Source organism: Variovorax sp. 10N432, from assembly GCF_056394465.1.
Map to the genome: position 1 here is coordinate 59,855 of NZ_JBFTHX010000021.1, position 21,671 is coordinate 81,525.

The following is a 21,671-nucleotide window of genomic DNA, read 5'->3' on the forward strand; positions in this document are numbered from 1 at the left end:
GCCATCAGGTCCATCGAGAAAGCCGCAGGTGCCCGCCAGACTTCAGCCTTCGGACCCCGGCGGCAACAAGACGTCCCGCTGAGCCTCCACCGTCGCGCGCAGGAAATCCCACACCGCCTTCATCCGCGCCAGGTGCCGCGTCTCCGCCGGCACCGATATCCAGAAGGTGCGCGTGAAGTTGGCTTCGGCCGGCAGCACGCGGCGCAGCGACTTGTCGCGCTCGGCGATGAAGGCCGGCAGCACCGCGATGCCGGCGCCGGCCGCCGTGGCCTGGTGCTGCGCCAGGATGCTGGTGCTGCGCAGCGCGAAGGAGTCGGGCTTGTACAGCTCGTCGAGGTATTGCAGTTCCTTGCTGAAGAGCAGGTCGTCGACGTAGCTGATGAAGGTGTGGCCGCGCAGGTCGTCGCGGTTGCGGATCGGGGCGTGCTTCGACAGGTACGCCTTCGAGGCATAGAGCCGCAGCACGTAGTCGCTGAGCTTGGCGACGACCACCGGCCCGCGGGCCGGCCGTTCGAGCGAGATCACGATGTCGGCTTCGCGCCGCGACAGGTGCACCAGCCGCGGCATGGCGAGCAGGTCGATCACCAGCTTCGGATGCGACTGCGCGAACAGCGCCAGCTGCGGCGCCAGCACCACGGTGCCGAAGCCCTCGGTGGCGCCGATCCGCACCAGTCCCGACAAGCCCTCCTGCGACGCCGGCGCCGACCGCTCGACCGTCTGGAAGGCTGCCTCCATCGCCTCGACCTGCGGCTGCAGCCGTCGGCCGGCCTCGGTCAGGCGGTGGCCGTCGGCTTCGCGCGAGAAGAGGGCGCCGCCGACCTGCTTCTCGAGCGCCTGGATGCGGCGCGCGACCGTCGTGTGGTCGACCGCCAGCCGCCGCGCCGCGCCGACCAGCGTGCCGGTGCGGGAAAGCTCGAGAAAAAAGCGCAGGTTGTCCCAGTCCATGATCTGCAATTATGCAGATCGATTTCTATTGCGATCGCAAAAGTGAAAAGCCGGGAACCGTCGCTGCAGACCCCCTTCGCGCAACTCCGATGTCGACCGATCAGGCTCGAGGGAACTGCTTTCGGTAGGCAGAAGGAGAAATCGAGAAGGCCGCGACGAAGTGCCGGCGCAGCGACACCGTCGAGCCAAAGCCGACGAGGTCGGCGATGCGCTCGATCGGTTTGTCGGTGGTCTCCAACAGGCGCTGCGCCGCGGACAACCGGTGGCTCAGCAGCCATTGCGTCACCGTGGTCCCCGTCTTCATCTTGAAGCGCCGGGTGAAGCTGCGCCGGCTCAGCCCCGATCTGGCCGCGAGTTGGTCAAGGCACAACGGTTGTTCCAGATGCGCGATGGCCCAGTCGAGCGTCTTGCCGAGCAGATCCCGGCCGTCTGCCTTCGGCAGCGGCTGTTCGATGTATTGCGCCTGATTGCCATGTCGGCAAGGCGCCACCACCAGGCGCCGGGCCACGTGATTCGCCACCTCGGCGCCGTGATCACGCCGCAGCAGGTGAAGGCAGCAGTCGATGGCGGCGGCCGTGCCCGCCGAGGTGAGGATGTCGTCATCGTCCAGGAAGAGGGCCTTCGGGTCCAGCTTGATCTTGGGGTATTTCTTCGCGAAGTCGCTGCCCCATACCCAGTGGGTCGATGCGGTGCGGCCATCCAGCAGGCCCGCTTCGGCGAGGACGAACGCGCCCAGGCAAAGGCCAACCATCCGTGCGCCGCGTTCGTGGGCTGCGCACAGGGCTTGCAACAGTGCTTCGGGCGGGCGTTCATCGGGGTCCCGCCACGCCGGCACGATCACGGTGTGGGCCTCCTGCAGCACCGACAGGTCGTGCGGCACATCGATATCGAAGCCTGACAGGGTCGATACCAACCCCGTCCTTTCGCCGCAAATCAGCAGTCGGTAACGGGGCACGCCCAGGCGCGCGAGGTTGTCGCCAAACACGATGCTGGGTACCGAAAGATGAAAGGCGCTGATGCCGTCGAAAGCGATCACGGCGACGGTATGTGTTTCTGTTGAATCCAAGGTGGTCATTGTTTTGGCCCGAATCGATCACTTGTTGTCTTCCAGCGTGCTTTCGGCAAACGGGCCGGTCCTGGAAGATCCACTTCCTGCCGCCAAGGCCAGGGAGAGCTGAGAAGAAGCCACGTCAACAACGAACACGAAACAACATCGAACACACTATGAATCATCCCACGATCCGCACCATGAGCGGCGCCACCGCGGCTCAGACCATCCATGCGTCCAGCAGCGCCTTGCTGGTCATCGATTTCCAGAACGAGTATTTCAGCGGCAGGATGCCGCTGCCGGACGGCGAGCGCGCATTGCGCAATGCCCAGCGCCTGATCGACCACGCCGATCAGGCGAAGATGCCGGTGTTCCATGTCCAGCATGTCACGCCGGCAGGGAGCCCGATCTTCGCGGAGGGCGGCGACGGCGTTCGATTCCACCGCGACCTGCAGCCCGCACCGCATCATGTGGTGCTGAAAAAGTCCTCGGTCAGCGTGTTCCCCACCACCGATCTCGACCGTCGTCTGCGCGCCGCCGGCATCGAAACCCTGATCATTGCCGGCCTGATGACCCATGCCTGCGTGGCCGGCGCTGCGCGCGACGCGGTGCCGCTGGGGTACTCAGTCATCGTCGTTGACGATGCCTGCGCCACGCGCGATCTGGACGGCAACGATGGTGCGTCGTCAGGCGTGACTCATGCGAATCTGCATCGAGCGGCCCTGGCCTCCATCGACGACACCTTCGGCGACATCCTGACGACCGAGCAGGTACTGCGTCTGTCGCTGATCTGAGGGTGCGTTCATTTTGGAAGACATTGACTCCCACGATCTCGACATGGTGGCATTCGCTTCGGGTACTCGCGTGCGTGCACGCAACGCAGTTCTTGCGGTCGATACAGCCATGCAGAAAAACTACGCCTTGCTGGAATCAGCGCTGACATGGCGTCTGAGCCAACGGCCTGCTCTCCAACGCGATCGAGACGATCCTTCGTTGCCCCTATGGACACAACCTCAAGCAAGGGACAGTGCCTTGAACTGCTTCTCCATGTTCCAACGCAAGTTCTTTGCGGTCTGCAACACCCTGCTACTCGGGCTCGCGCCGATGGTCTTCGGAGGGGCGATGGCCGCCGAGCCGCCGGCCAACAGCCATCCGACCATCCGCGCCATGCTCGGCGTGAAGCCGCTCGATCACCTCGACCCACGAACCACGGCGCTCGTAGTCATCGATTTTCAGAACGAATACTTCAACGGCCGCATGCCGATTCCCGACGGCGAGAAGGCACAGGCCAACGCCCAGCGCCTTTTGCGACTCGCCGACGCCGCGAAGATGCAGGTGTTCCAGGTCCAGCACATCGCGCCGGCAGGATCGGCGGTGTTCGCCGTGGACGGCGAGACGGTCAAGTTTCATCCTGGAATGGAGCCGCGTCCGCAGGACACCGTGCTGCAAAAGACCTCCGTCAGCGTGTTCGCCAGCACCGACCTGGATCGCCGGCTGAAAGAAGCCGGGATCAAGACGATCGTTGTCGCCGGGCTGATGACCCACGCCTGTATCGCTGCTGCCGCACGTGATGCAGTGCCGCTGGGCTACCAGGTGCTGGTGGCGTCCGATGCCGCGGCAACACGCGTCATTACCCGCAGGAATGGCGATGCCGTCGAAAGCGCCGAGTTGCACGCCGCCGCACTCGCCGAAATCGAAGACACCTTCGGCGACGTGATGACCACCGCAGAGATTCTTCGCTTGCCTCTGCGTTAGTTGGCGGTCGCAGGTTGTCCCCACCTTCGATCTGCAATTATGCAGATCGAAGGTGCATATTTGTCTATTGCCATGGCAAAAGTGCAAAGCTAGGATGAGCCGCTGCAGACCCCCCCATTCCAAGGAGACAAGTTCACATGGACGCCACCACCAACTCCGCGACCCAGGTCGCCACCGTCAAGCTGCTGATCGGCGGCAAGTTCGTCGAGTCGAAGACCACCGAGTGGCGCGACATCGTCAACCCCGCCACGCAGGAAGTGCTGGCCAAGGTGCCGTTCGCGACCCCGGCCGAAGTCGACGCCGCGGTCGCCTCGGGCAAGGAAGCCTTCACGACCTGGCGCAAGACGCCGATCGGCGCCCGGGCCCGGATCTTCCTCAAGTACCAGCAGCTGATCCGCGAAAACATGGCCGAACTGGCCGCGATCCTCACGGCCGAGCAGGGCAAGACCCTGCCCGACGCCGAGGGCGACGTGTTCCGCGGCCTCGAAGTGGTCGAGCATGCGGCGTCGATCGGCAACCTGCAGCTGGGCGAACTGGCCAACAACGTGGCCAATGGGGTCGACACCTACACGCTGCTGCAGCCGCTGGGCGTCTGCGCCGGCATCACGCCCTTCAATTTCCCGGCGATGATCCCGCTGTGGATGTTCCCGATGGCGATCGTCACCGGCAACACCTTCGTGCTGAAGCCCTCCGAGCAAGACCCGATGGTCACGATGCGCCTGTGCGAACTGGCGCTCGAAGCCGGCATCCCGGCCGGGGTGCTCAACGTGGTCCACGGTGGCGAGCAGGTGGTCAACGCGATCTGCGACCACAAGGACATCAAGGCGATTTCCTTCGTCGGCTCGACCAAGGTCGGCACCCACGTCTACAACCGCGCCACGCTCACCGGCAAGCGCGTGCAATGCATGATGGGCGCGAAGAACCACGCCATCGTGATGCCCGACGCCAACAAGGAGCAGACGCTCAACGCGCTGGCCGGCGCGAGCTTCGGCGCCGCGGGCCAGCGCTGCATGGCGGTGTCGGTGGCGGTGCTGGTCGGCGAGGCGCAGAAGTGGGTGCCCGACCTGGTCGAGAAGGCCAGGACGCTGAAGATCGGCGCCGGCACCGAGAAGGGCGTCGACGTCGGCCCGCTGGTGTCCTGCGCGGCCTACGACCGGGTCAACGGCCTGATCGAGCGCGGCGTGGCCGATGGCGCGACCCTGGCGCTCGATGGCCGCAAGCCCACCGTGCCCGGCTACGAGAAGGGCAACTTCGTCGGCCCGACGGTGTTCGCCGACGTCAAGCCCGGCATGACGATCTACGAACAGGAGATCTTCGGCCCCGTGCTGTGCCTGGCCAATGCCGAGAGCATCGACGAGGCGATCGAGCTGATCAACGCCAACCCGAACGGCAACGGCACCGCGATCTTCACGCAGTCGGGTGCCGCGGCGCGCCGCTTCCAGGAAGACATCGACGTCGGCCAGGTCGGCATCAACGTGCCGATCCCGGTGCCGGTGCCGATGTTCTCGTTCACGGGATCGCGGGCCTCGAAGCTCGGCGACCTGGGGCCGTACGGCAAGCAAGTGATCATGTTCTACACCCAGACCAAGACGATCACGGCGCGCTGGTTCGACGACAGCACCGTCTCGCACGGCGTCAACACGACCATCAGCCTGAAGTAAGCTCGTCCGCATGGACTTCGAGCTGACCGAGGAGCAGCGCGCCTTCGCCCAGACGGCGCGCGACTTTGCCCTGAACGAATTCGCACCGCACGCGGCGCGCTGGGACGCCGAGGCGATCTTCCCGAAGGACGCCATCGCCAAGGCCGGCGAGCTCGGCTTCTGCGGGCTCTATGCGCCGGACAGCATCGATGGCCTGGCCTTGCCGCGCCTCGATGCCACGCTGGTGTTCGAGGAGATGGCCGCGGTCGATCCGTCGACGACGGCCTTCATCACGATCCACAACATGGCGACCTGGATGCTCGGCGCCTGGGGCGGTCCGGCAGTGCGAGAGCGCTGGGGCGCGGACCTGACCAGCGGGCGCAAGCTGGCCTCGTACTGCCTGACCGAGCCCGGCGCCGGCTCGGACGCCGCATCGCTCAAGACGCGCGCCGAGCTGCAGGGCAGCGAGTACGTCATCAACGGCGGCAAGGCCTTCATCTCGGGCGCCGGATCGACCGACGTGCTGGTGCTGATGGCGCGCACCGGCGGCGGCGGCGCCGGCGGCATCTCGGCGCTGGCGGTGCCGGCCGATGCGCCCGGCATCAGCTACGGCAAGAAGGAACACAAGATGGGCTGGAACAGCCAGYCCACGCGCACCATCGACTTCGACAACGTGCGGGTGCCGGCCGAGAACCTGCTGGGCAGCGAAGGCGAGGGCTTCCGCATCGCGATGAAGGGGCTCGACGGCGGTCGCATCAACATCGCGACCTGCTCGGTCGGCGCGGCGCAAGGCGCGCTCGACGCCGCCCGGCGCTACCTGCACGAGCGCCAGCAGTTCGGCAAGCCGCTGGCCAGCTTCCAGGCGCTGCAGTTCAAGCTCGCCGACATGGCGACCGAACTGGTCGCGGCGCGGCAGATGGTGCGGCTGGCCGCGAGCAAGCTCGATGCCGGCCATGCCGACGCAAGCACCTATTGCGCGATGGCCAAGCGCTTCGCGACCGATGCCGGCTTCAATGTCTGCAACGACGCGCTGCAGCTGCACGGCGGCTACGGCTACCTGAGCGAATTCCCGCTGGAGCGGCTGGTGCGCGATGCGCGCGTGCACCAGATCCTCGAAGGCACCAATGAAATCATGCGCGTGATCGTCGCGCGCAAACTTCTCGAAGGCGACTCCGACATCCGATGACCGACTCCGTCCTTCTCTTCAACGAAATCAAGACCGCCGACGGCAAGCGCTTCGGCGTCGCCACGCTCAACGCGCCGGCTTCGCTCAACTCGCTGTCGGTCGCGATGGTGCGGCTGCTGACGCCGAAGCTGCGCGAATGGGCGGCGGATGCGGGCATCGTCGGCGTGCTGCTCGATGCGGCGGGCGAGAAGGCCTTCTGCGCCGGCGGCGACTTGCGCCAGCACTACCAGACGCTGCTCGAATGCGGTCCGGAACGCAACGAATATGCCGAGCGTTTCTTCGCCGAGGAGTACGAGCTCGACCACCTGATCCACACCTTCCCGAAGCCCTTCCTGTGCTGGGGCCACGGCATCGTGATGGGGGGCGGCGTCGGCCTGATGGCGGGCTGCTCGCACCGCGTGGTCACGGCGCAGAGCCGGGTCGCCATGCCCGAGATCAACATCGGCCTGTACCCGGATGTGGGCGGCAGCTGGTTCCTGCGCCGCATGCCGGGGCGGGTGGGGCTGTTCCTGGCGCTGACGGCGGCGCCGCTGAATGCCGCGGATGCGATCTTCTGCGGCCTGGCCGACCTGCTGGTGCCGCACGAGAACAAGGCGCAAGTCCTGTCCTCGATCGCTTCGACCGCATGGCAATCGGATGCGCCAGCCGACCGCGCCACCTTGTCTCGTCTGCTGGCGCAGGCCGGCGAAGGCGCCGAACTGCCGCCCTCGAAGCTGCGCGAGCACTTCGACACCATCAACGCGCTGATGGCCGGCGACGACCTGCTCGACATCGCCAAGCGGCTGCGCAATCTGCAGCACGAAGACCCATGGCTGCAGACGGCCGCGAAGACCTTCGCCAAGGGCGCGCCGAGTTCGGCCGCGCTGAGCTTCGCGCTCTGGCAGCGGGTGCCGCGGATGTCGCTGGCCGAGGTGTTCCGGCTCGAGTACTGGGCCTCGCTGGGCTTCTGTGCCCACAAGGACTTCGCCGAGGGCATCCGCGCCGTGCTGGTCGACAAGGACCGCAATCCGCGCTGGAGCCCGGCCACCCTCGAGGAGATCACGCCGGCCTTCATCGAAGATCATCTGCGCCCGCGCGGCGAGATGGCGCCCGAACTGGTGTCGCTCGCCTGAGCGTGCCGCCCGCATCCCCACAAGAACGGAGACAGACGACATGAAGATCGCATTCATCGGCCTCGGCAACATGGGCRGGCCCATGGCCCTCAATTTGCTGAAGGCCGGCTACACGCTGAGCGCCTTCGACCTCTCGGCCGAGGCCTGCAGGAAGTTCGCGGCCGAGGGCCTGGCGATCGCCGCCTCGGCGGCCGAGACCGTGGCCGGCGCCGAGGTCGTGATCAGCATGCTGCCGGCCAGCGCGCATGTCGAAGGCCTGTACCTGGGCAGCGACGGGCTGCTCGAGAAGATCGCACCGGGCACGCTGGTGATCGACAGCAGCACCATCGCGGCGGCGACCTCGCGAAAGGTCGCCGAAGCGGGTGCCAGGCGAGGCATCGCGGTGATCGACGCGCCGGTGTCGGGCGGCACCGGCGGCGCGATCGCAGGCACGCTGACCTTCATGATCGGCGGTGCCGAGGCCGACCTCGAGCGCGCCCGTCCGGTGCTCGAGAAGATGGGCGCCAACATCTTCCACGCCGGCGCCGCGGGTGCCGGCCAGACCGCCAAGATCTGCAACAACATGCTGCTCGGCATCCTGATGATCGGCACCTCGGAGGCGATCGCACTGGGGGTGGCCAACGGCCTCGATCCGAAGGTGCTGTCCGAGATCATGCGGCGCTCTTCGGGCGGCAACTGGGCGCTCGAGAAGTACAACCCGCTGCCTGGCGTGATGGAAAACGCGCCGGCATCCAAGGGCTATGCGGGCGGCTTCGGCACCGACCTGATGCTGAAGGACCTGGGTCTGGCGCAGGAGAACGCGGCCGCGGTGCGCGCCTCGACGCCGCTCGGTGGGCTGGCGCGCAACCTGTATGCCGCCCACAGCCTCGGCGGCCATGGGGCGCTGGATTTCTCGAGCGTGATCAAGCTGGTGCAGGGCAAGGCAGCCTGATTCCGAAGCAGGCCAGATTCGGCGCCGCCGCCTCAGGTCCCGAGCATCGGATTGCGCCGCGCCTCGTCGCGGCGCCGGTCGGCCCGCACTTCATTGCAGCGCGGATGGCGGGTGTAGGCGGGTTGGTCGCAATGCGCGGCTTCGCAGCGGGCGGCGGAGAAGAAGTTGAGGTTCTGGCAGCCCTGGCGTGGGTCGAGTGCGGCCGCGCGCGCGGGTGCGGTCGGCGCCGGCCGGCGTTCGACCGCCGCGGGCGTGGGGGGCGGCGGCGCGGGCGCTGCGACGACGGCGGGTGGCGGCGCGGGCGGCTTGTCGGTCACTTCCGCTTCGCCGGCGCTCAGCGACGAGCCGAGCGGCACCGGCTGCGGCATCGGCTCCGGCGGCCTGCGCGCCTCGGCGGCCTGCGCGGGTGCTGGCGGCGCGACCGCCACCGGCGCCGCGCCGCTTGCGGGCGCGGGTGCGGGCACCTTGCGTGTCACGTAGCCGAACCAGCCGCCGAATCCGATCGCCACCGCGAGCATGAGCGCACCCAGCCCGAGCCAGAATTCGCGCGGCGCGTTCTGCCCGGCGAGGCCGGCCGGGTGCGCCGCGGCTGCGGCGGCCGGCCGCTTCGAGCGCAGGCCATCCAGCAAAGAAGGCCCGGTGGCGGCAAAGCCGGGCAGCTTGCGGGCGCAGCCGTGGCAGAACTTCGCGGCATCGCGGTTTTCGGTCTGGCAGGCGGCGCAGATCACCGGCATCGGAACTCCTTGGGCAACGGGACGCAAACGTGCATTTTTCGGCCTGGGCGCCGCGGCGTCTGCCAGCCGCCGCCTACTTTTTCCGGTCGTAGACTTGCATGCCTCTGCCCAAGTTCCCAGGCCGGACCCTCACCATGCATCGATTCACTTTATCCATTTTCCCGGTGAGCCTCGCGCTGGCCCTCGCCGCCCCGGTTGTTGCCGCCGACACCCTCAAGAAGCCCGAGCTCGACCGCCTCGCCGCGACCCAGCAGGCGGCGCCTTCGGCCAGCTTCCGCGCCTTCCTGGCGCAGGCCGCCAAGGCCGATCCCAGGCTCAAGCCCGCCATTGCGGCCTACGAGCACAGGCGGCCGCTCGCCGGCGATGACCTGACCCAGGTCGCGCGCCTGCTGGGGCTCTACAACCGCCTTCACAACCAGAAGGCGGTGCTGTCGTCGCTCGAGGCGATGGTCGCGATCCCGACGGTGCGCGACGACAAGGTGCCGCCGCACGAGAGCCCGCAGATCATCGAGTTCGGACGCCTGGTCGAACGCATGGCCAAGGACTTCGGACTGCAATACCGCAACGTCGACAACCGGATCTTCGAGGTCAAGCTGCCGGGCCGGAGTGCCGACGAGTTCGGCATCCTGACCCACGCCGACGTCGTGCCCGTGGTGGCCGACGAGTGGGTGCTCGACGATGGCACGCGGCTCGATCCCTTCAAGATGACGCGCGTGGGCGGCACGCTCTACGGGCGCGGCACGATCGACGACAAGGGCTCGATCGCGGCGGTGCTGTACGCGATGAAGGCCGTGAAGGAAAGCGGCCTGCCGCTGGCCCGCACGATCCGCCTGATGATCGAGACCACCGAGGAGTCCGGCGGCGACGGCATGAAGTACTACCGCGCGAAGACGCCGCTGCCCGACTACAACATCGTGCTCGACAGCAAGTACCCGGCCGTGGTCGCCGAGAAGGGCCCGGGTGCGCTCAAGGTCTTCTTCCCGGTCGAGGAGGCGGACGGCAGCAGCGCCGTGCGCACCGCCATCACCGCGATGGCGGGCGCCTCGTCGGCCAATGCGGTGCCGCAGACGGCGACCGCCACGCTGAAGGGCGGCGACCTGGCGCAGGTGGCGGCCCGGCTCGAATTCGTCAAGGGCCCCTTCATTCGCAAGTACGAGGGCCAGGGCGGCAAGTTCGGCATCGACATCGCCAAGGGCGCGGACAGCATCGAGGTGAAGGTCACGGGCGTGTCGGCGCACGGCTCGCGGCCGGAGGAGGGCGTCAACCCGCTGCCGCGGCTCGCGCTCTTCCTGCAGGAGTCCGGCGTGGTGACCGCGGGCAACCACTACACCAAGGCCGTCAGGTACCTGATCGACCTCTATGGCACCGGCTACCTCGGCGAGAAGATGGGCGTCGGCTACCAGGACGACTTCATGGGGCCGCTGACCCTGTCGCCCAACCTGATCCGCGAAAAGGACGGCAAGCTCGAAGTGACCACCAATGTGCGCATGCCGCGCGGCAGCACGCCCGAGCAGCTCACCGCCACGCTGAAGGCCAAGATCGACGAGTGGGCCGCGGCGAGCCAGGCCCGGGTCGAAATCGACTATGTGCAGGTCGACTGGATGGCACGCGACCCGAAGGGCGCCTGGTTGTCGACCTTGCTGAACATCTTCGGCGACACCACGGGACTCGAAGCCAAGCCGGTGCCGACCGCGGGCAGCACCACCGCCAAGCTGATGCCCAATGCCATCAACTTCGGTCCGGCGATGCCCGGCAAGAAGTACACGGCGCACAACGCCAAGGAATACAAGGAACTGGCAGACCTCGACGCCGACATGCAGATGTTCACCGAGATGCTGGTGCGGATCGGGAACCTGAAGACGATACAGTAGGCCCCGCCCGGCGGCAGGATCTTCTTCAGATCTCGCGCCCCAGGCCCTGCGCCCGCAGCACGCCCTTCAGCCGCCGCACCTCGTGCTCGAGGTCGAGGATCAGGGCTGCCGCGTCGAGCCCGACGCCGAAGTCGCGCTCCAGCCGTCGGGCCTCCAGTGCGCATTGCAGGTCGCTGCCATGGAAGCGCCAGTCGTCCGGCCGTTCGGCCGGCGTGCGCGACTCGATGATGCCGACCTCGACCAGCTGGACCACCCAGTCGAGCTGCGCGCCGCAGGCATGCGCGAGTTCGCTGGCGGCCAGGGGGTGCGAGGCGCTCAGGGTGGTGGTCGTGATGGAGACGGAGGAAGTCATGGTCGTCACACTCCGAGATGGCGCCGCGGATCGAATGGCGCGGCCTGGGCGAGCTGCTCGTAGGCCTTGCGCGCGGCGTCGGTGTCGGCCGGCGGCAGTGCGATCTCGAGCAGCAGATACAGGTGGCCCGGCGGCTTGCCCGGCAGGCCGCGTTCCTTGAGGCGCAGCTTGAGTCCGTTGCGGGCCTTGGGCGGCACCGTGACCTCGACCACGCCGCCGCCCGGCGTCGGCACCTTGACCTGCGCGCCGAGCGCGCCTTCGGTCGGCGTGATCGGCAAGGTCATGTAGAGATCGCGGTCCTCGACCCGGTACAGCGGATGCGGCGCGATGCGCACCTCGAGGTACAGGTCGCCGGCCGGCTCGCCGCCGTGGCCCGGCATGCCCTGGCCCGCCAGCCGGATGTACTGGCCCGGATGCACGCCGGGCGGGATCTTCACTGAGAGCGTCCGGGTCTTGAACTCGGGACGGCCCTGGGCGTCGAGCTCCTGCGAGCGCAGCGTGATCTCGCGCTCGGCACCGTTGAGCGCATCTTCCAGCGCGATCTCGATGGCCGCGTGATGGTCCTCGCCGCGGGCGCGGTAGTTGCGGCGTTCGGCACCGCGCCGTTCGGCGGCGCCGAACACCGACGAGAAGAACTCGCTGAAGTCTGCGTGGTCGGCCGGCCCCTGGTTGGCGCCCCGGTGGAACTCGAAGCCTTCGTCCCAGTTCGGCGGCGGCCTGAAGCTGCCGTCCGGACTGCCGCCGCGCGCGACATGGTCGGCCAGCTGGTCGTAGGCGGCGCGCTTTTCCTTGTCGCGCAGCACGTCGTTGGCCTCATTGATCTCGCGCATTCGCTGGTCGGCGTCGGCTTCCTTGCTGACGTCGGGGTGGTACTTGCGCGCCAGCTTGCGGTAGGCCTTGCGCACCTCGTCTTCCGAGGCCCCGCGCTCGAGGCCGAGCGTCTTGTAGTAGTCCTTGAAGTCCATGGCGGTTCCGCGAAGAGTTGTCAGGCAATGGCGGCGCCGCCGTCGACTTGCTGCAGCAGCGACTTGACGCGCCAGCCGGCGCCGTCGCGTTCGAAGCGCAGCGGCTGCGCGTTGCCGAGCAGTCCCATGTCGACCGGCACGCCGAGCAGCGCCGCCAGCACGTAGAGCGAGCCGCCGTGGGCCACGATCAGCACCGGTGCCGGCTGCGCCAGCGCCTGGTCGAGGGCTTCCCGCTTGCGGGCCACGAACTCGGGCAGGGTCTCGCCGCCCGCGGGCGCGCAGGCCCAGTCGATGTTCGCGGACGAGGTGCCGATCAGCTCTCCGAAGTGGCGCTCGCGCAGGCCCTCGTGCACCCAGGGCGCGATGCCGTGCGGCGCCGACACCGCCTGCGCCGTGGTCAGGGCCCGATGCACGTTGCTGCTCACGATGCTGCGGATCGGCTCGCCGGCCAGCAGCTCGGCGGCGCGCGCCGCCTGCTGCAGGCCGAGCGCGCTGAGCGGTTCGTCGGCGGCCTGGAAGATGCGCCGCGCATTGCACTCGGTCTGGCCATGGCGCAGGAAGTAGAAGTGGTCGCAGGCCGGCGCGAGCGGATGCGCGGCGGCCAGGGTGGCGAGTTGGAGCAGGCCGGGATTCATCGGGTGGGTTCCGGGTAAAGGGGAGTTACAGCAGCCATTCGATCGGCAGCACGCCGAGGAAGTCGATCCAGCCCCGCTTGAGCGCGCCGGCGCCGGGTTCGGTGGTGTAGCGCACCTCGCCCTGCGGACTCTGCTCGATCCATTCCATGCCCTGGCCGTCCGCCTGCAGCCGCACCTCGAAGGCCTTGGCTGGGATCGCGGCGTCGAACTGCCGGGCCAGTTGGCCGGACAGGTTCTGGCTGTCGATGATCACGCCCATCTCGGTGTTGAGCCGGGCCGATCGCGGATCGAGGTTGAAGGAGCCGACGAAGATGCGCTCGCGATCGATCGCGAAGGTCTTGGCGTGCAGGCTGGACGCCGAGCTGCCGCGGCTGCCGCTGCCCGGCAGTCCGCCGCCTCGTTCGCCGTCCTGGCCCTTGTCCTTGTCGGGCGGCGGCACCGCATCGCCGGGCTTCAGCTCGTAGACCCGGACCCCGCCCTCAAGCAGCTGCTTGCGGTACTTGGCGTAGCCGGCATGGACCGCGCTGACGTCGGTCGCCGACAGCGAGTTGGTCAGCACGCGCACCTTGACGCCCGAGCCGGCCATCGTCACCAGCGACCTGGTGCCGTCCTTGCCGGGCACGAAGTAGGGCGAGACCAGGTCCAGTTCGCGGCGGGGCTGGCCGAAGGCCGCGACCAGCAGGGGCATCATCTGCAGGTCGCTGCGGTCGGTCGCTTCGAGCACCTTGGCCGGGTCGTCGTGGATGACGTGGGCGCTCGTCCAGTCGAGCGTCAGGCGGCCGTCGTTGAGCTCGCGCAGCAGCGGGGTCTGGCGCACGGCGTCGATGTAGCGCGTGGCCTCGGGGTCGCGCGCGACCTGGTCCCAGCCGGCCTTCAGGTCGGCCTGCGCCCCCGGGCCCGGTGGCGCCAGCAGGCTGGCGGCGGGATAGGCCGAGGCGCTGTTCCAGAACAGGTCGAAGGCGGTCGAGACTTCACGCACCACCGGGCCGACCGCCACCACGTCGAGGTCCTGGAAGCCGACTTCCATGTTGGCGCCGAAATACTCGTCGCCGATGTTGCGGCCGCCGACGATCGTGAGCTGGTTGTCGGCGGTGAAGGACTTGTTGTGCATGCGCCGGTTGACGCGCGAGAAGTCGAGGGCGAAGTCGCCGACCCGCAGGCCCCGGTTGGCGAACGGATTGAAGAGCCGCACCTCGATGTTGGGATGGGCGTCGAGCGCCGCCAGCATCGGGTCGAGCCCGCCGGTGTTGGCGTCATCGAGCAGCACGCGCACCCGCACGCCGCGTTCGGCCGCGTCCCACAGGGCCTGCCACATGAGCTTGCCGGTGGTGTCGTTGCGCCAGATGTAGTACTGCAGGTCGAGGCTGCGGTCGGCACGGCGGCCCAGCAGGATGCGGGCCGCGAAAGCGTCCTCGGCCGACTGCAGCGCGCGGATGCCGGATTGATTCGGATGGGCCGCCACCGCCGGACCGAAGGTCTTGGCCAGCCGGGTGTCGGCCGTGTTGGCGAGGGCGTGCGACTCGGTCCGTTCGACCTTCCCGGGCAGACTGGCGCAGCCGGTGAGGACCAGGCCGAGAACGAAGGCGATCAGGACACGTGAGGCTGAAAGTGGCACGGCGCGTTTCCGACGATGACGGTGCGGCCATTCTAGGCAGGTTGAAACCGCGAGCCGGCCGTCAGCCGTCATCGACGCGTCACAGTTTCGGGATGTGCAGCGTCTTGCTGATCATCAAGGTGCCCGAGAGGCCGAACAGCAGGGCCAGCGGATGCAGCACCCAGGGCCCGATCGACCAGGCGCCGCCCCAGACGGCGTCGCCGATGTGGCCCTGCCAGGCCGCCAGGGCCAGCAGGCCGACCAGCACCACGCTGGTCGGGATCGGCGTGCCCTCGAAGTACTTGACCTTGTCCGCGCCCTCGGAGAGCGCTTCGGCCGTGACGTTGTAGCGCGCCAGGCGGCTCACGCCGCAGCAGACGAAATAGATCAGCAGCACGCAGTCCCAGCCGCCGTCGAGGCCGGCCGCGAAGGCCAGGGTCGCCGGCAGCACGCCGAAGGAGATCACGTCGGCCAGCGAGTCGAGTTCGCGGCCCAGCGCCGAGTGGGTCTGGCGCCAGCGCGCGATGCGGCCGTCGAAGACGTCGAAGACGAAGGCCGCGGGCGCCAGCGCCGCGGCCCAGAGGAAGTGCGCCAGCGACTGGCTGCGCATGAAGGCCATGGCCAGGAAGATGGCGCCGACGCCGCAGGCCGCGTTGCCGAGCGTGAACGCATCTGCGAGATGGAAGCCGCGGATCATCGAAAAATGCTTGCGGGCCGGCGCGGGGGCTGAAGTGGACATGCTGGGTTCCATGGAGAAATGCGACTGCACCTTAGCTCAACCGCGAGCCGGGGCGTGTAGTCGCATTCTGATGCCGAGCCGGCTCCGCAGGGCGGTTCAATAGGCGAGTCGCAGTGGGGCGCCTTCGCGCTGGGCCTCGATGTCGGCGCGGTGGAAGGGCAGCGGGTGCCATTTCTTGGCCGAGAACAGCGGCAGTTGGTCGTATGAGCGCGGCGAGGCCGGGTCGCTGCTCTGGCCGTAGGTCAGCAGGCCTTGCGCCACCGGGCCGCGCTCGTCGAAGCCGACGGTCTGGATGTAGCTGCTGCCGTAGTTGACGTTGTAGCCCTTCGGATCGATATAGGACTGGCCCTGGCTCTCGACCTTGTTGAGCACGCCTTCGAACTCGTCGCCGCCCGGGATGGCGATCTTCTGGCCGCGCACCGTGCGCGCCTGTACCTCGGCCAGCGGCACGTCGGCCGCGAAGCCGGCGACGCGCACGATGCCGACCGCATCGCCGAGCGCCTTGAAGACCGCGTCGCGGGTGGCCGGCGTGGCCATGTCGAGGCCGGCCGGCGTGACCACCGGACGCGCCGGATCGAAGGGCACGCGCCAGACCTTCGGCACGTCCTTCGCCTTGCGCCAGAACTCGCGGAACAGCGGCGCCCCCTTGGAGGCGCTGTTGCTGGTGCGGTCCCAGCCGGCCAGCACGCGGCAGCCGAGCGCCTGGTCGGGGGCCAGGGCCGCGGCGTTGGCGCCGCAGGCCGCCGCGAGGTCGTCCATCACCAGCATGCCTGCCAGATTCTTGTCGCGGAAGATCACGCTGCGCAGTTCGTTGCCGCCCATCTTGTTGCCGGGCAGGCCGTCGCTGCCGGCGAGCCGGCCTTCGATCTCCATGATGCCGCTGCGGGTGCGCAGCCGCTGCGCGGTGCCGGTGAAGCCGACCAGCGGCGAGATGCCGGCCGGCGCCGCGATGCGCGGGTTGCTGAGCCAGAAGCTGTCGTTGCTGTTCTGGACCCAGTCGGACGTGACGACCACCGGCATCCGCGCCGGCGGAATCGTGCCGGGCTGGGCGGCCGCGCCGTCGCGGTTCCAGGCGCAGGCCGAGCGCGAGCCGTCGAGCACCGGCAGGCCGGCGGCGCCGAGCAGCGCCGCGGCGGCCGGCGACGGGGCGCACGACTTGAGCAGCTCGGCCGAGACGTCGGGCACCACCGACAGGTCGGCGTACATCGCGTTGCCGTCGCGGTCGGCGGCGATGGTGTTGATCCACGGCATGCCCTGGTTGCCCATCGCGGTGCGCAGTTCGGCCACGTTGCGCGCCAGCGCCATCTGCATCCAGCTCTGGGCCGAGCGGGTGTTGAGCGTGTTGACGTCGCGGATCGCGTAGGCCTTGGTGGCGGTCCAGTCGAGCCCGGCCCGCGGCATCGAGATGACCGGGCCCCATTCGGTGCTGTAGAAGGTCTTCTGCGCCGGCGCGCCGCCCGGCGCGGCCGCCGCGGGAAGGACGATCGTCCTGGCGCTCATCTTCCGGCGCTGGCCGTCGACGAGGTAGACCGTCGGGTCGGCCGGATCGAGCTTCAGCTCGTACAGCGTGAAGCGCTTGCCGGTCGACACCGTGTGGGTCCAGGCCACGTCCTTGTTGAAGCCGATCGACACCACCGGGCTCAGGCCGCCGGTGGCGCCCATGACGTCGAGCTTGCCGGGGATCGTCAGGTGCAGCTCCCAGAAGCGGTTGGTGCCGGTCCACGGGAAGTGCGGATTGCCGAGCACCAGCCCGCGGCCGTCCGGCGTGGCGTTGCGGCCGAAGGCCCAGCCGTTGGAGCCGAACTCGCCGCCTTCGGGATTGGCATTGAAGCTGTGGCGCGCGATTTCGGCCACCGCCTGCGGCAGGTCGACCGCAGCGGCCGAGGTCTTGGTGCCGGCGGCCGGCGGCTCGGCGGCGAGCACGGCGGCCGCCAGGGCGCCGATGCCGCCCTGGATCATCGACATCTCGGTGGTGCGCGCCAGGTCGGCCTGCGTCATCGGCCGCACCCAGGGCTTGCCGCGGCACGCTTCGGGCAGGCCGTTCGGGCCCACGTCCTGCAGATAGCGGTTGTAGCCGGCCACATAGCCGCGCAGCGAGTCGCGCACGTCGGGCTTGAGGTCGGCGGCGGCCCGCGCGAGGGCGGCGTCGTCCATGTGCGCGCGCACGAAGAGGTCGATCTGGGCGTTCTTGGCCCGGCCCAGGCCGAGCTCGCCCATGCCGTCGGCGCCGAGGAACTGCGAGCGCTCGCCGCGCACCGTCAGCAGATGCTCGGCGGTCTGGCAGACGTTGTCCTGCGCATGGGCGTAGCCGACGCCGTAGGCGATGCCTTCGTAGTCGGGCGCCGTGATGTGGGCGATGCCGAAGGTGGTGCGTTCGATCGTCACGCTGCGGGTGCCGGGGGCCGGGGTGCTGGCGCAGCCGGCCAGCAGCGCGGCCAGTGCGAGGGCCACCGCGCCCGGGGCGGGCAGCGGACTCTTCCTGTGATTCATGTTCGAGGCTCGGGAGTGGAAACGAGCCGTCGATTACAGGGTGCGGGCCCGGCCCTGCGAAGCGTGCTAACCCGCGGTCGCTGTCGCCAAGGCGTCGTGCGCCTCGGCGATGCGGGCGAACCGGCCGAGCAGCCCGGCCGCGAGCGCGGTGGGGGCCACCCGGTCGCGCAGCGCGGCCGGATCGAGGCCCTGGCCGCGCAGGTCGTCGCCCAGGTGGTCGACATAGCCGCGCATGATCTCGGCGTCGAATTCGGGGTGGAACTGCAGGCCCCAGGCCTGGTCGCCGATCCGGAAGGCCTGCGTCGGCTCGAAGGCATTGCCCGCGAGGCGGACCGCGCCTTCGGGCAGTTGCAGCGCGCTCTGCCGATGCACCACATGGGCCTCGAAGCGCGCGGGCAGGCCAGCCATGAGGGCATCGTCGGCGGCCTCGGGCCGGAGTTCGACCTCGACGGTGCCGATCTCCATGCCGCCCGGGTGGTCGCCGGCCTCGCCGCCGAGCGCATCGGCCAGCAGTTGATGGCCGAAACAGATGCCGAGCACCGGCGTGCCGTGAGCGACCAGTTGAGCGAGCCAGCGGCCGGTGGCTTCGCTCCAGGGCGCGCGGTGGGAGACCATGGCATGCGAGCCGGAGACGATGGCGCCCGAAATCTGGTCGGGCGAGGGCAGCGCGTCGCCGCGGCGCGGGTCGAGCACCACGACCGGCAGCGGGGTGTCGCCGAGGCCGTCGGCCATCCAGTGTTCGAAGTCGCCGCGCCGGTCACGCAAGGCGTCGAAGGTTTCACCGACCTTGATGATCGCGAGCGGGCGGGGAGAGCTGTTTTCCATGGCCGGGATGATGCCGCAATCCGGATCGCCCAGAGGGCGTGGGGCCGACCGGCTCAAGGACCGGCCAGGGCCGTGATCGCGTCCGGCACCTGCCGCGCGACTGCGTCCACCAGCGCCTGCCGTTGCGGCGCCTCGCGCCAGCGCAGGCGGCTGCCGGTCTCCCATTCCGGGTGGCTGCGCGCCGGCTGTGCCGCGCGCACCAGGTCGGCCAGCGCGCGCCGGGCCGCCGCCGCCGGCTCGCCGGGGCTGCTTGCGATGCGGTCGACCGCGGCGTGGCCGCGCGACTCGAGCGCGCGCAGAAGTTCGAGTTGCCAGGCCGCCAGCACCAACAGCACCCGGTCCTCCACCGTCAGCTCATGGACGTCGCGCAGCTTGTTGACCAGCTTGCGGCCCAGCGGTCCCAGTCCCTGCGAGACCGCGCCGCCAATGGCGCCGCCCAGCGCCGCGCCGGCGCCGAGCGACAGGCCGGCGAGCGCGAGGTCGGCCACCACGCCGACGGCGGCGCCCACGGCCACCCCCTTGCCGAGCAGGATGCCGGCGTCTTTGAGCGCCTCGGGATTGAAAAAATCCATGGCCCAGCGGCCTTCGAGCAAGGGCAGGGCGGCTTCGTCGGCGTCGCCTTCGCGAAAGCCATGGAGCGCCAGCAGGTCGTCGGCGCAGCGCTGCGCCTTGTCGAACACGGACTTCTGCAGTTCGGCGACGAGGCGCAGGCGGGTCGGCGGGTCGGCGAAGTCGTCGGCCGACGCCGTCCGCCGCATCGATGCGGCATCGACCAGCAGATCGGCGATGCGCGTCCCGGCCGCCCGGCGGCGCTGGGCGGCTTCCGCCTCGAGGCATTCGGCCACCCGGTCGAGCGCTGCGCGCCGGTCGCGCAGCAGGGTCGCCAGGTCGCGGTAGAGCTCGCGCTCGGCGCCGACGAAGGGCGCCGCCGCGTCGAAGCGCACCACCACGTGCAGCCCGTAGGCCGACAGCAGCTCTTTCCAGGCCGCTTCGCGGCTGGCCGCATCGCGCACGAAGTTCAGTACCGGCAGCACCGGCCGCGCACAGGCAGCGAGCAATTCGATCTCGGCGCGKAACTTGGGCAGCACCGGTTCACGGGCGTCGATCACCAGGAAGGCGGCGTCGACCTCGAGCAAGGCGCGCAGCACCTTCGCCTCCTGCTCGAACATGCCATGCGCCTCCGGGCCTCGCAGGAACTGGCGGATCCGCTCGGGCGGCGTGGCCGCCTTGTCGAGGCCGTCGATGTGCTCGCGCAGCGCCACCCCGTCCTCCAGCCCGGGCGTGTCGAGGAAGCGGACGGCCGCGGCGCCGTCGACCCGCAGGTCGACCGCCTCGACGTGGCGCGTGGTGCCCGGCCGCTCGGACACCTCGCCGAAATTCACGCGCCGGGTCAGCGTGCGAAGCAGCGAGGTCTTGCCGGCATTGGCATGGCCGACCACGGCGATGCGGATCGGCTCCGTCATGCCCAGCCGTGCATCACGGCCTCCGGGGCTTCGGCGGCGCCGAGCGCGTCGAGGCCGGCATCCGCCAGCCAGGCCTGCCAGCGCGCGCGGGCCGCGGCGTCGTCCGGCACGCCGAGCAGCCACAGCCGGCATTCGCCGCACAGGGCCATCACCTCGCGCAGGAAGCGCTCGGTGCCACGGTCCGGGCTGGCGGCGGCCCGGCAGCCGATCACGGCGCGGCGCGGGCGGATGTGCGCCAGCATGTCGAGCAGCTCGCGCCGCTGCGCCGCGCTGCCGTCGATGCGCAGTATGCGGGCGGCGGTGTCGAGCGCGACCGGAGGCCAATCCTGCTCCGGCGGCAGTTCGAATCCGATCGCGACCAGGGTGTCGGCGGTGTCGTCGGCTGACAGGTGCGCGGGCCTGCCGTGGGCGATCCGGCCCGGATCGGCATCGACGATCTGCCGCGGGGCGAGGGCATCGAAGCGCGCCAGCAGCCGCTGGAAATAGGGCTCGGACAGATCGGGCTGCAGCGCTTTCCGACGCAGGGCCCAGACCGCGGCGCTCAGCAGCGCCAGCGCCAGCCGCGGCAGCAGCCCGTAGACCACGATGCAGCCGGTGAGCCACAAGGCCCAGGCACGCTGGCCCGACGCCGCCGCGAGCGGCGACAGCACGGCTTGTGCATCAGGCACCGGAAAGCCCAGCCAGGCCGGTGCGCGCCCGAGCCACTGGACGCTGCGCACGAAGAAGTCGGGCTCGAGGATGGTCGTTTCCCAGCTCAGCGTGTAGTTGCGAAAGGCCAGCGCGAACAGCAGCGCCGCCAGCACCACGGCGAACGAGAGCGTCCAGATCGCATGGCTCGCCAGCCCCAGTGCCCATGGCAGCAGCCGGGCGCGCGCCAGCAGCCGGGTGATCGCCCGCAGCAGCACCGGCGCCTGGCCGCTCCGGCCACCGGCCACGCGGGCCGTGAGGCTCAGCCACAGCCATCCGAATGAGGCCTGGAAAGCGCGGAGCGGCAGCACCAGCCCGGCCAGCCACAGCAGCAGGGTGACCAGGTGCAGGCCCAGCAGGCTGGTCAGCGCCACCACGACGTTGATCTGCCGCTGGCCGCTCCCGAGCACGTTGCCCGCGAGCGTCAGCCCGGCGACAACGATCAGTGCCACCAGCGCCAGCAGCACCCACGGCGCCCAGGCGCGTGCGCGCGCCAGCTCGGCCTGCAGCCCGATGCGCTGCCCCAGCAGCCGCGCGCGTTCGGCGATGCGGGCCGCCGCGTCGCCATGAAGCGCCATCGCCTGCCGCACCGCCTGTGCATCCTCGAGCGGCCCCGTTTCCTCGATCAGCTTGACGGCCTCGGTGACGGCGGCGTCCTGGAACGAAGAGGGGGGCGCAACGGAATTCAACGGCTTCCTT

The 21,671-nt window shown here is 69.4% G+C and carries 19 protein-coding genes; 7 read left to right on the forward strand and 12 right to left on the reverse strand.

The annotated features are described in order from the left end of the window. Positions 1–42 precede the first annotated feature (42 nt). The gene (locus AC1DF3_RS22925; RefSeq protein WP_478140930.1) at positions 43–945 is read right to left on the reverse strand and encodes a LysR family transcriptional regulator; all 903 of its coding nucleotides are present in this window, start codon (positions 943–945) and stop codon (positions 43–45) included. 100 nt (positions 946–1,045) lie between these two features. Continuing rightward, positions 1,046–2,020: a GlxA family transcriptional regulator gene (locus tag AC1DF3_RS22930; protein WP_478140931.1), complete on the reverse strand. Its 975-nt coding sequence runs from the start codon at positions 2,018–2,020 to the stop codon at positions 1,046–1,048. 149 nt (positions 2,021–2,169) lie between these two features. Between AC1DF3_RS22930 and AC1DF3_RS22935 the strand changes: the two genes are divergently transcribed. The 6 genes from AC1DF3_RS22935 (at position 2,170) to mmsB (ending at position 8,617) form a co-directional block, all read left to right on the forward strand. Next, positions 2,170–2,787, forward strand: coding sequence for a cysteine hydrolase family protein (locus AC1DF3_RS22935; protein WP_478140970.1), 618 nt, complete (start codon positions 2,170–2,172; stop codon positions 2,785–2,787). Positions 2,788–3,097: 310 nt separating this feature from the next. Further along, positions 3,098–3,748, forward strand: a complete 651-nt coding sequence (locus tag AC1DF3_RS22940) for an isochorismatase family protein (RefSeq protein WP_478140971.1) — start codon at positions 3,098–3,100, stop codon at positions 3,746–3,748. A 137-nt stretch (positions 3,749–3,885) separates the two neighbouring features. Then, on the forward strand, positions 3,886–5,409 hold the full coding sequence (locus AC1DF3_RS22945; protein ID WP_478140932.1) for a CoA-acylating methylmalonate-semialdehyde dehydrogenase: 1,524 nt from the start codon (positions 3,886–3,888) through the stop codon (positions 5,407–5,409). A 10-nt stretch (positions 5,410–5,419) separates the two neighbouring features. Then, a complete protein-coding gene (locus AC1DF3_RS22950) occupies positions 5,420–6,574 on the forward strand; it encodes an acyl-CoA dehydrogenase family protein (protein ID WP_478140933.1) in 1,155 nt (384 codons plus the stop codon). Beyond that, the gene (locus AC1DF3_RS22955) at positions 6,571–7,686 is read left to right on the forward strand and encodes an enoyl-CoA hydratase/isomerase family protein (RefSeq protein WP_478140934.1); all 1,116 of its coding nucleotides are present in this window, start codon (positions 6,571–6,573) and stop codon (positions 7,684–7,686) included. The genes AC1DF3_RS22950 and AC1DF3_RS22955 overlap by 4 nt, the downstream gene beginning before the upstream one ends. A 40-nt stretch (positions 7,687–7,726) precedes the next feature. Beyond that, positions 7,727–8,617: a 3-hydroxyisobutyrate dehydrogenase gene (gene mmsB / locus AC1DF3_RS22960; RefSeq protein ID WP_478140935.1), complete on the forward strand. Its 891-nt coding sequence runs from the start codon at positions 7,727–7,729 to the stop codon at positions 8,615–8,617. A 32-nt stretch (positions 8,618–8,649) separates the two neighbouring features. Here the strand turns inward: mmsB and AC1DF3_RS22965 are convergent, their stop codons facing one another. Continuing rightward, on the reverse strand, positions 8,650–9,351 hold the full coding sequence (locus AC1DF3_RS22965; RefSeq protein ID WP_478140936.1) for a hypothetical protein: 702 nt from the start codon (positions 9,349–9,351) through the stop codon (positions 8,650–8,652). 134 nt (positions 9,352–9,485) lie between these two features. Between AC1DF3_RS22965 and AC1DF3_RS22970 the strand changes: the two genes are divergently transcribed. Beyond that, positions 9,486–11,222, forward strand: coding sequence for a dipeptidase (locus tag AC1DF3_RS22970; protein WP_478140937.1), 1,737 nt, complete (start codon positions 9,486–9,488; stop codon positions 11,220–11,222). Between the two features lie 25 nt (positions 11,223–11,247). On the opposite strand, the gene AC1DF3_RS22975 is transcribed toward AC1DF3_RS22970, so the two are convergent. From AC1DF3_RS22975 to AC1DF3_RS23015, 9 genes are all read right to left on the reverse strand, one after another. Further along, the gene (locus AC1DF3_RS22975; protein WP_301810648.1) at positions 11,248–11,574 is read right to left on the reverse strand and encodes a chaperone modulator CbpM; all 327 of its coding nucleotides are present in this window, start codon (positions 11,572–11,574) and stop codon (positions 11,248–11,250) included. Between the two features lie 5 nt (positions 11,575–11,579). After that, positions 11,580–12,539, reverse strand: a complete 960-nt coding sequence (locus tag AC1DF3_RS22980) for a DnaJ C-terminal domain-containing protein (protein WP_286531466.1) — start codon at positions 12,537–12,539, stop codon at positions 11,580–11,582. Between the two features lie 20 nt (positions 12,540–12,559). Then, a complete protein-coding gene (locus AC1DF3_RS22985) occupies positions 12,560–13,174 on the reverse strand; it encodes a histidine phosphatase family protein (protein WP_286531469.1) in 615 nt (204 codons plus the stop codon). 25 nt (positions 13,175–13,199) lie between these two features. Beyond that, the gene (locus AC1DF3_RS22990; protein ID WP_478140938.1) at positions 13,200–14,789 is read right to left on the reverse strand and encodes a phospholipase D family protein; all 1,590 of its coding nucleotides are present in this window, start codon (positions 14,787–14,789) and stop codon (positions 13,200–13,202) included. 79 nt (positions 14,790–14,868) lie between these two features. Continuing rightward, positions 14,869–15,507 carry a CDP-alcohol phosphatidyltransferase family protein gene (locus AC1DF3_RS22995; RefSeq protein WP_286531472.1) on the reverse strand — a complete coding sequence of 213 codons (639 nt, stop codon included), beginning with the start codon at positions 15,505–15,507 and terminating at the stop codon, positions 14,869–14,871. A 96-nt stretch (positions 15,508–15,603) separates the two neighbouring features. After that, positions 15,604–17,997, reverse strand: coding sequence for a penicillin acylase family protein (locus AC1DF3_RS23000; protein WP_478140939.1), 2,394 nt, complete (start codon positions 17,995–17,997; stop codon positions 15,604–15,606). A gap of 66 nt (positions 17,998–18,063) precedes the next feature. Next, positions 18,064–18,822: a glutamine amidotransferase gene (locus tag AC1DF3_RS23005; RefSeq protein ID WP_478140940.1), complete on the reverse strand. Its 759-nt coding sequence runs from the start codon at positions 18,820–18,822 to the stop codon at positions 18,064–18,066. 53 nt (positions 18,823–18,875) lie between these two features. Then, positions 18,876–20,285, reverse strand: coding sequence for a GTPase/DUF3482 domain-containing protein (locus AC1DF3_RS23010; protein ID WP_478140941.1), 1,410 nt, complete (start codon positions 20,283–20,285; stop codon positions 18,876–18,878). Beyond that, positions 20,282–21,661 carry a DUF2868 domain-containing protein gene (locus AC1DF3_RS23015; protein ID WP_478140942.1) on the reverse strand — a complete coding sequence of 460 codons (1,380 nt, stop codon included), beginning with the start codon at positions 21,659–21,661 and terminating at the stop codon, positions 20,282–20,284. The genes AC1DF3_RS23010 and AC1DF3_RS23015 overlap by 4 nt, the downstream gene beginning before the upstream one ends. Positions 21,662–21,671 lie beyond the last annotated feature (10 nt).